The organism is endosymbiont of Riftia pachyptila (vent Ph05), from assembly GCF_000224455.1.
GTDB lineage: Bacteria > Pseudomonadota > Gammaproteobacteria > Chromatiales > Chromatiaceae > Endoriftia > Endoriftia persephonae.
Window position 1 is genome coordinate 1 of record NZ_AFOC01000125.1, and the last position, 8,057, is coordinate 8,057.

Annotated in this window: 7 protein-coding genes and 2 tRNA genes; 3 read left to right on the top strand and 6 right to left on the bottom strand. The window is 59.1% G+C overall.

Annotation, left to right across the window (positions count from 1 at the left end; translation table 11 throughout):
• The 6 genes from rfbC to uvrB form a co-directional block, all read right to left on the bottom strand.
• The coding region (gene rfbC, locus RIFP1SYM_RS14780) for a dTDP-4-dehydrorhamnose 3,5-epimerase (RefSeq protein ID WP_039960653.1) at nt 1-470 on the bottom strand (470 nt) is incomplete at its 3' end.
• A 2-nt stretch (nt 471-472) separates the two neighbouring features.
• The gene (rfbA, locus tag RIFP1SYM_RS14785) at nt 473-1,348 is read right to left on the bottom strand and encodes a glucose-1-phosphate thymidylyltransferase RfbA (RefSeq protein ID WP_005966234.1); all 876 of its coding nucleotides are present in this window, start codon (nt 1,346-1,348) and stop codon (nt 473-475) included.
• The gene (gene rfbB / locus RIFP1SYM_RS14790) at nt 1,349-2,434 is read right to left on the bottom strand and encodes a dTDP-glucose 4,6-dehydratase (RefSeq protein WP_005966235.1); all 1,086 of its coding nucleotides are present in this window, start codon (nt 2,432-2,434) and stop codon (nt 1,349-1,351) included.
• A gap of 186 nt (nt 2,435-2,620) precedes the next feature.
• Nucleotides 2,621-2,697, bottom strand: a tRNA-Val gene (locus RIFP1SYM_RS14795).
• Between the two features lie 111 nt (nt 2,698-2,808).
• Nucleotides 2,809-3,465, bottom strand: a complete 657-nt coding sequence (locus tag RIFP1SYM_RS14800) for a protein-L-isoaspartate(D-aspartate) O-methyltransferase (protein WP_005966237.1) — start codon at nt 3,463-3,465, stop codon at nt 2,809-2,811.
• A 168-nt stretch (nt 3,466-3,633) separates the two neighbouring features.
• On the bottom strand, nt 3,634-5,640 hold the full coding sequence (gene uvrB, locus RIFP1SYM_RS14805) for an excinuclease ABC subunit UvrB (RefSeq protein WP_005966239.1): 2,007 nt from the start codon (nt 5,638-5,640) through the stop codon (nt 3,634-3,636).
• Between the two features lie 109 nt (nt 5,641-5,749).
• Here uvrB and RIFP1SYM_RS14810 point away from each other — a divergent pair, with 109 nt between their 5' ends.
• From RIFP1SYM_RS14810 to RIFP1SYM_RS14820, 3 genes are all read left to right on the top strand, one after another.
• Nucleotides 5,750-6,934 carry a pyridoxal phosphate-dependent aminotransferase gene (locus RIFP1SYM_RS14810; protein ID WP_005966241.1) on the top strand — a complete coding sequence of 395 codons (1,185 nt, stop codon included), beginning with the start codon at nt 5,750-5,752 and terminating at the stop codon, nt 6,932-6,934.
• Between the two features lie 77 nt (nt 6,935-7,011).
• Nucleotides 7,012-7,575 (top strand): GspH/FimT family pseudopilin, encoded by a 564-nt coding sequence (locus tag RIFP1SYM_RS14815; RefSeq protein WP_005966243.1) that lies wholly within the window; start codon nt 7,012-7,014, stop codon nt 7,573-7,575.
• Between the two features lie 64 nt (nt 7,576-7,639).
• Nucleotides 7,640-7,715: transfer RNA gene (locus RIFP1SYM_RS14820), tRNA-Asn, on the top strand.
• Nucleotides 7,716-8,057 lie beyond the last annotated feature (342 nt).

An 8,057-nucleotide genomic window follows, 5' to 3' on the forward strand; every position in this document is an offset into this window, starting at 1 on the left:
GGCCATTCGATGCCGATCTCCGGGTCATCCCAGCGGATGCAGCGTTCATGTTCAGGGGCGTAGTAGTCGGTGGTCTTGTAGAGGAAGTCCGCGCTCTCGCTGAGCACCACGAAGCCGTGGGCGAAACCTGCCGGCACCCACAGCTGGCGGTGATTCTCTTCGGTCAGCTCCACCCCCACCCACTGGCCAAAGCTGGGGGAGGATCGACGGATATCCACTGCCACATCGAACACCGCCCCCTGGGCTACACGCACCAGCTTGCCCTGGGGCTGCTGGATCTGATAATGCAGCCCGCGCAGGACGTTGCGCTGGGAACGTGAGTGGTTGTCCTGCACAAATCTCACATCCGATCCTGTCGCTTGTTGAAACGCCTTGGCATTGAAGCTCTCGAGAAAGAAGCCCCGGCTGTCACCAAAGATCTGTGGCTCGATCACCAGCACATCAGGAATCGAAGTCGGTGTCACACGCATCGCTAATACCCTTCCTGCAGTAACGCAAGCAGATATTGCCCATAGCCGCTCTTCTTCAGCGGCTCGACCAGCCGCTCAAGCTGCTCGTCGTCGATGAAGCCGGAACGCCAGGCGACCTCTTCCGGACAAGCGATCTTCAGACCTTGCCGCCGCTCGATGGTCTCGATAAACTGGGAGGCCTCGATCAACGACCAATGGGTGCCGGTATCGAGCCAGGCATAGCCGCGCCCCATCAGGGAGACGGTCAACTCCCCCGCCTCCAGATAGCGCTTGTTGAGGTCGGTAATCTCCAGCTCGCCCCTGGCGGAGGGCTTCAGATCACGGGCGATATCGACCACCTGATTGTCATAGAAATAAAGGCCGGTCACCGCGTAGCGGGACTTGGGCTGCTCCGGCTTCTCTTCCAGGCTGATCACCTTACCGGACCTGTCGAACTCGACCACACCGTAGCGCTCCGGGTCATTGACCTGGTAGGCGAACACGGTGGCACCGGTTTCACGCTCGGCCGCATGCAGCAGATCGGTGGCCAGTTCATGGCCAAAAAAGACGTTGTCCCCGAGCACTAGGGCACAGGGATCGTTACCGATAAAGTCAGCGCCGATAATGAAGGCCTGGGCCAGGCCGTCGGGAGTGGGCTGCACCGCATAGGAGAGGTTCATGCCCCACAGGGAACCATCGCCCAACAGCTGCTCGAAGCGGGGCGTATCCTGAGGGGTGGAGATGATAAGCACGTCCCGGATCCCCGCCAGCATCAGCGTGGTCAGGGGATAGTAGATCATCGGTTTGTCGTAGATTGGCAACAGCTGCTTGGAGACAACCTGCGTCACCGGATAGAGCCGGGTACCTGAGCCCCCCGCCAGAATAATTCCCTTTCTCACTCATCCCCCCCGTTTGTCGTAGTTGCTCTCGATCCATTTGCGATACTCGCCACTGGCCACATTCTCCACCCAGCCGGCGTTGTCGAGATACCACTCCACTGTCTTTCGGATACCGCTCTCGAAGGTCTCGTCTGGCGTCCAACCCAGATCCCGTTCGATCTTGGAGGCATCGATTGCATAGCGCAGATCGTGACCGGGGCGATCAGCCACGTAGGTGATCAGCTCTTCATAGCGTTGGATGCCCTCGGGGTGCTCCGGGCGCAGCTCATCGAGGATCGAACAGAGTGTTTTAACCACCTCAAGATTGGTCTTCTCGTTATGGCCGCCGATATTGTAGGTCTCGCCATCCCGCCCCTCCAGCGCCACCTTCACCAGCGCGCGGGCATGATCTTCAACCTGCAGCCAGTCGCGGATCTGATCCCCCTTACCGTAGATCGGCAGGGGCTTACCAGCCACCGCGTTGAGGATCACCAGCGGGATCAGCTTCTCGGGGAACTGATAGGGGCCGTAGTTGTTGGAGCAGTTGGTGATCACCACCGGCAACCTGTAGGTGCGGTTCCAGGCGCGCACCAGGTGATCGGAACTCGCCTTGGAGGCGGAATAGGGAGAACTCGGCGCGTAGGGGGTCTCTTCTGTAAAGAGATCGTCAGTCCCCTCCAGGTCACCGTAGACCTCATCGGTGGAGATATGGTGGAAGCGAAACCGCGCTTTGGCGGGACCCTCCAGGCCAGACCAGTATTGGCGCGCCGCCTCCAGCATCACATAGCTGCCGGTGATGTTGGTCTGAATGAACTCCGCCGGACCGCTAATCGAGCGATCGACATGGGATTCGGCGGCGAGGTGCATCACCAGGTCCGGATGATGCTCACGGAACACCCGGTCGACCTCCGCCTGGTCGCAGATATCGACCCGCTCGAAGGCGTAGCGTTCGCTGCCGTCCACCGCAGCCAGCGACTCCAGATTGCCCGCGTAGGTGAGTTTATCGAGATTAACCACATGGTGGTCTGTCTCATTGATCAGATAGCGGATCACCGCCGAGCCGATAAAACCCGCCCCGCCCGTAACCAACAACCGTCGTGCCGGCATTTGAGCCATGCTAATTGCCTCCCTCCCCCCGACAGGCTTTCTGGAGTCACTCAAACATCCCCTGCTTTAGCAGACATAGGCTGCCGGATTAATAGCAGTGACTCCGACCGCCTGCCCCACAGGATACACCCCGCACCTGTTCTCGAAACGAAAAAAGGCCTACGAAAGTCGTAAGCCCTTATTATTTGGTAGGCGCGATTGGATTCGAACCAACGACCCCCACCATGTCAAGGTGGTGCTCTAACCAACTGAGCTACGCGCCTGAAGAGCGCGGAATAATACATGCAGCCGGGATCGAATTGCAAGGGCCTTTGTGCGATTTATCGAGGCAGCTCTGGCCAGAGCCACGGAAGCCCCGTTGTCGGACTGAAAACTCAGTGGCCGCTGGTCAGGGGAACAAAGGCCACCGGCAATAGACTCGACAGGGAAACTGCGCCCTGATCATCCTTCTCCAGCAACACCAACTCCTGTGCGGCGTAGCGCTCACCCACCGGCAACACCATGCGCCCACCAGGCCGCAGCTGCTCGATCAGCGTCGGCGGAACCTCCACTGCGGCCGCGGTTACCAGGATGATGTCGAAAGGCGCCTCTTCCGCCCAGCCATTGCGGCCATCCCCAACCCGGTAGTGGATGTTGTTGTAGCCAATGGTATCAAGGCGCTGCCTAGCGGCCCGCGCCATCTCAGGCAGGATCTCAACGGTATAGAGTTGATTGACCAGCTCCGCCAGAATCGCAGTCTGGTATCCCGATCCGGTCCCCACCTCGAGCACCTTGTCATGGGTTTCCGGCGCCGCCACATCGGTCATCAGGGCGACGATAAACGGCTGGGAGATAGTCTGCCCTGAGCCGATCGGCAAGGGACTGTTATCGAAGGCGTGCTGCAGCATCGCCGGCCCCACAAACTGCTCCCGGGGAACGCGCTCCATCGCCGCCAACACCGACCGACTGATCTCCGAACGTCCCGTCATCCGGCCGACGTAGCGGGTCTCATCGACGATGTCGCGAATCATCCCGAACCTATCACTACCCATGCCATCCCCCCAGAGGTCCTATGAACTACCAACATCCATCCTGGAAAGGTGATTACAAAATCTACGCAACCAACAAAACGTGAACGGAGTCACGTTTTTCATAACTAATTATTCCTGGCCTGTCAACTTAAACCAAAACAAATCAGTCGTTAGAGACTTCATCCGTGACTATGCCAGCACACCCTGTACTTCCAACTCACGGATTTTATCGCGCACCCTGGCCGCCTCCTCGAACTCCAGATCCCGCGCGTGCTGGTACATCTCATCCTCCAGTGCCTTGATGCGTTTGGCCATCTGCCGTGGTGACAGGGCCGCATACTCCGCCTGCTCCTCCACCACTTTAGCATAGCGTTTGGCTGACCCCGGGGCACCGGGATAGGCTCCCTCCAGAATGTCGGCAACTGATTTGCGGATGGTCTCCGGAGTGATGCCGTGAGCCTCATTATGGGCGATCTGTTTGCTGCGGCGGCGCTCGGTCTCGTCGATGGCGCGGCGCATCGATCCGGTGATCTCATCCGCATAGAGGATCGCCTTGCCGTTGGCGTTGCGCGCGGCCCGGCCGATGGTCTGGATCAGCGCGCCTTCGGAGCGCAGAAAGCCCTCCTTGTCGGCATCCAGAATCGCCACCAGCGAGACCTCTGGCATATCGAGCCCTTCGCGCAACAGGTTGATGCCCACCAGCACGTCGAACTCACCGAGACGCAGGTCGCGGATGATCTCCACCCGCTCCACGGTATCAATATCGGAGTGTAGATAGCGCACCTTCACATCGTGATCGTGCAGATAGTCGGTGAGATCCTCCGCCATGCGCTTAGTCAGGGTGGTGACCAGCACCCGCTCGCTCTGCTCCACCCGCTGGCCGATCTCGGAGAGCAGATCGTCGACCTGGCTGGTGGCAGGGCGCACCTCCAGCTCGGGGTCGAGTAGACCGGTGGGGCGGACCACCTGTTCAACGATAGCGCCGGAGCGTTCGATCTCGTACTCACGCGGGGTGGCGGAGACATAGATGGTCTGGGGCGAGCGCGCCTCATACTCGTCGAAGCGCATCGGCCGGTTGTCGAGCGCCGAGGGCAGACGAAAGCCATACTCCACCAGGGTCTCCTTGCGCGATCGGTCGCCCCGATACATGCCGCCGATCTGCGGGATGGTGACGTGACTCTCATCCACCACCAATAGGGCCTCGTCCGGCAGGTAGTCAAACAGGGTCGGCGGCGCCTCACCGGAACCACGTCCGGAAAGGTAGCGGGAGTAATTCTCGATGCCGGAGCAGTAACCCAGCTCCAGGATCATCTCGATATCGAAACGGGTGCGCTGCTCAAGCCGCTGTCGCTCCACCAGTTTGTTGGCCGACTCCAGCTGATCCAGACGCCCCTTTAGCTCTTCTTTGATCTGATCCACCGCCGCCAGCAGGGTCTCGCGGGGGGTGACATAGTGGCTCTTCGGATAGATCGAGTAACGCGGCACCTTACGCAGCAGCTCGCCGGTGAGCGGGTCGAACAGGGTGAGCCGCTCCACCTCGTCATCGAACAGCTCCACCCGCAGCGCCTCGGCGTCCGACTCAGCCGGGTAGATGTCGATCACCTCACCGCGCACCCGGAAGGTGGCGCGATGCAGCTCCACATCATTGCGTTTGTACTGCAGCTCAGCAAGACGCTGCAGGATATCGCGCTGGTTGATGATGTCACCACGGGAGAGGTGCAGCATCATGCTCAGGTAGGAGCGTGGATCACCCAGGCCGTAGATCGCCGAGACGGTGGCGACGATGATGGTGTCGTTGCGCTCCAGCAGCGCCTTGGTGGCGGAGAGACGCATCTGCTCAATGTGCTCGTTGATCGAGGCGTCCTTTTCGATGAAGGTATCGGAGGCCGGCACATAGGCCTCGGGCTGGTAGTAGTCGTAGTAGGAGACAAAATATTCCACTGAGTTATTGGGGAAAAACTCCTTGAACTCGCCGTAAAGCTGGGCCGCCAGGGTCTTATTGTGGGCCAGGACCAATGTCGGACGCCGCACCTGCTGGATCACGTTGGCGATAGTGAAGGTCTTGCCCGAGCCGGTCACGCCGAGCAAAGTCATACCCGCCTCACCATCGTGGATACCCTCTACCAGCCGCTCGATTGCACTGGGCTGATCGCCAGCCGGGTCGAATCGGGAGGCCAATTGAAATTGTTTCACCATCGGGGATTCTGCATCTAAGGGTAATTGGATATTATTACACGCCGACATGCCGGAATCGTGTCAGCTTATCGGCATTATGCTTTTCAACCTCCAGTTACGGAATTTGTAGATGAACAGCTTATTCTCCACTCGCGTACAGGCGATCAAACCCTCGCCCACCCTGGCGATCACCGCCCGTGCCAGCGAGATGCGCGCTGCGGGTAAAGATGTAATCGGGCTGGGCGCTGGTGAGCCCGACTTCGACACTCCGGAACACATCAAGGCCGCCGCGATCCAGGCGATCAACGACGGCTTCACCAAATACACAGCGGTGGACGGCACCCCCGGACTGAAACAGGCGATCATCCACAAATTCAAGCAGGACAACGGTCTCGACTACGCAGCAGACCAAATCCTGGTCTCCTGCGGCGGCAAACAGAGCTTCTACAACCTAGCCCAGGCGGTGGTGGAGCCCGGCGACGAGGTGATCATCCCGGTGCCCTACTGGGTCTCCTACCCTGACATGGCGCTGCTAGCGGGCGGTGTGCCGGTCTACGTGCACGCCGATGCCTCGCAGCACTTCAAGATCACTCCGGCCCAACTGCAGGCGGCGATCACCAGCTTGACCAAGCTGGTGGTGATCAACAGCCCCTCCAACCCCACCGGCATCGCCTATAGCCGTCAGGAGCTGGAGGCGTTGGGCGAGGTGTTGCGGGAGCACCCTAAGCTGCTGATCGCCACCGACGACATGTACGAACACATCCTCTGGTCGGACGAGCCCTTCTGCAACATCCTGATGGCCTGCCCCGACCTCGCCAACCGCACTTTGGTACTGAACGGCGTCTCCAAAGCCTATTCGATGACCGGCTGGCGCATCGGCTACGCCGGCGGCCCCGCCAATATCATCAAGGCGATGAAGAAGATCCAATCCCAGAGCACCTCCAATCCCACCTCCATCTCCCAAGTAGCGGCACAAACGGCGCTGGAGGGGCCCCAAGAGTGCATCAAGGAGATGCTCACCTCGTTCAAAGAGCGTCACGACTATGTACTGGAACGGCTCAACACGATGCCCGGCATCTCCTGTCTGCCGGCCGACGGCACCTTCTATCTCTTCCCTAATATCGAAGGGGCGCTGGAATCGATCGGCGGTGTCAGCAACGACCTGGAGTTGGCGGAATATCTGATCGAACAGGCCGGCGTGGCCCTGGTGCCCGGCTCCGCATTCGGCCTCGGCGGCCATGTCAGGATATCCATCGCCACCAGCATGACAAATCTGCAAAACGCCCTCGACCGGATCGAAAGCGTTTTGAGCTGAGAGATCGCCTTGTAAGTGGAAGGAGAGGAGCTAGGCTCTAACAGGAAACGATCACAATCCGCTCAAGAGGGCACGACATGGACGTCACCCCTACACAGGCCAGGCGCGCCCGCGCCTGCGGTTTCTCTCTCGTGGAACTCACCTCGGTGCTCAGCGTCGCGCTGATCCTGATCGGCGTAGGGGTTCCCGAGTACCGTCATTTCAGCGCACAGAACCAGCTGCACAGCAGCCTGCAGAGCTTTCTGACACACCTTCAGATGGCTCGCATCAGCGCCATCCAGCAAACCGATTACGCGATTCTCTGCCCCAGCCGCGATGGTATCAACTGCCTGAAAAGCACCGAGTGGCACCAGGGTATCCTGCTTTTTCTCGATCGCAACAGGAACAAAAAGGCAGACCAGGGAGATCTACGGCTGCGCGTCTGGCAAACGCCCTCAAACACCCCAGTACGGATAACCACCACCTCCGGCAGGCCCCTGATCCGCTTCGATCCCAACGGCTGGGCCTCAGGTTACAACGCCACCATCACCTTCTGCAGCAGCTCAGCAGAGATCCCCCCCAAAGCCCTCATCTTCGGCAACCCCGGCCGAATACGCATCTCGGACAAAGGGGCGGGCGGAAAAAAACTGACCTGCAACTAATTTTTCTCGCCCAGACTATTGACGAGGGCCGGAGAGGTCATTAATATTCGCGCCTCAATGCAATTCCCCGGTAGCTCAGTCGGTAGAGCGGGTGACTGTTAATCACTAGGTCGGCAGTTCGAGCCTGTCCCGGGGAGCCATATTGCCTTACTGGGAACCTTTATCGGTTCCTGGTTTTTGATCAACGACTCGGGGCGGTATTCAATCCGCACCGAGTCGTCACCCAAAATTATCCGATCAATGAATGTCCCGAAGAAGTGTCGCAGCTTCTTCGGGCTTTCTGTTGTATTGATAATATAGCGTAAAGCCCTCTCCAATTCAGCAATATCCTCTTGAGAAACAGTGAGTTTCGGCTGTTCTTCTGCATCAATCCCCGCCAACTTCCGCTCTAACTCGCCAATTCTTTTATTGTTTTCACGTAGCCGCTTGGTTAAATCTCCCAGATTCGGGGTGTCCCTTCCGTAGGTTTCAAAGAGCTCGTA

Coding starts and splice junctions, on each gene's coding strand:
- RIFP1SYM_RS14800 (WP_005966237.1), bottom strand. CDS start 3,465: ATGGGTAGTGATAGGTTCGGGATGATTCGCGACATCGTCGATGAGACC.
- rfbB (WP_005966235.1), bottom strand. CDS start 2,434: ATGCCGGCACGACGGTTGTTGGTTACGGGCGGGGCGGGTTTTATCGGC.
- RIFP1SYM_RS14815 (WP_005966243.1), top strand. CDS start 7,012: ATGGACGTCACCCCTACACAGGCCAGGCGCGCCCGCGCCTGCGGTTTC.
- RIFP1SYM_RS14810 (WP_005966241.1), top strand. CDS start 5,750: ATGAACAGCTTATTCTCCACTCGCGTACAGGCGATCAAACCCTCGCCC.
- uvrB (WP_005966239.1), bottom strand. CDS start 5,640: ATGGTGAAACAATTTCAATTGGCCTCCCGATTCGACCCGGCTGGCGAT.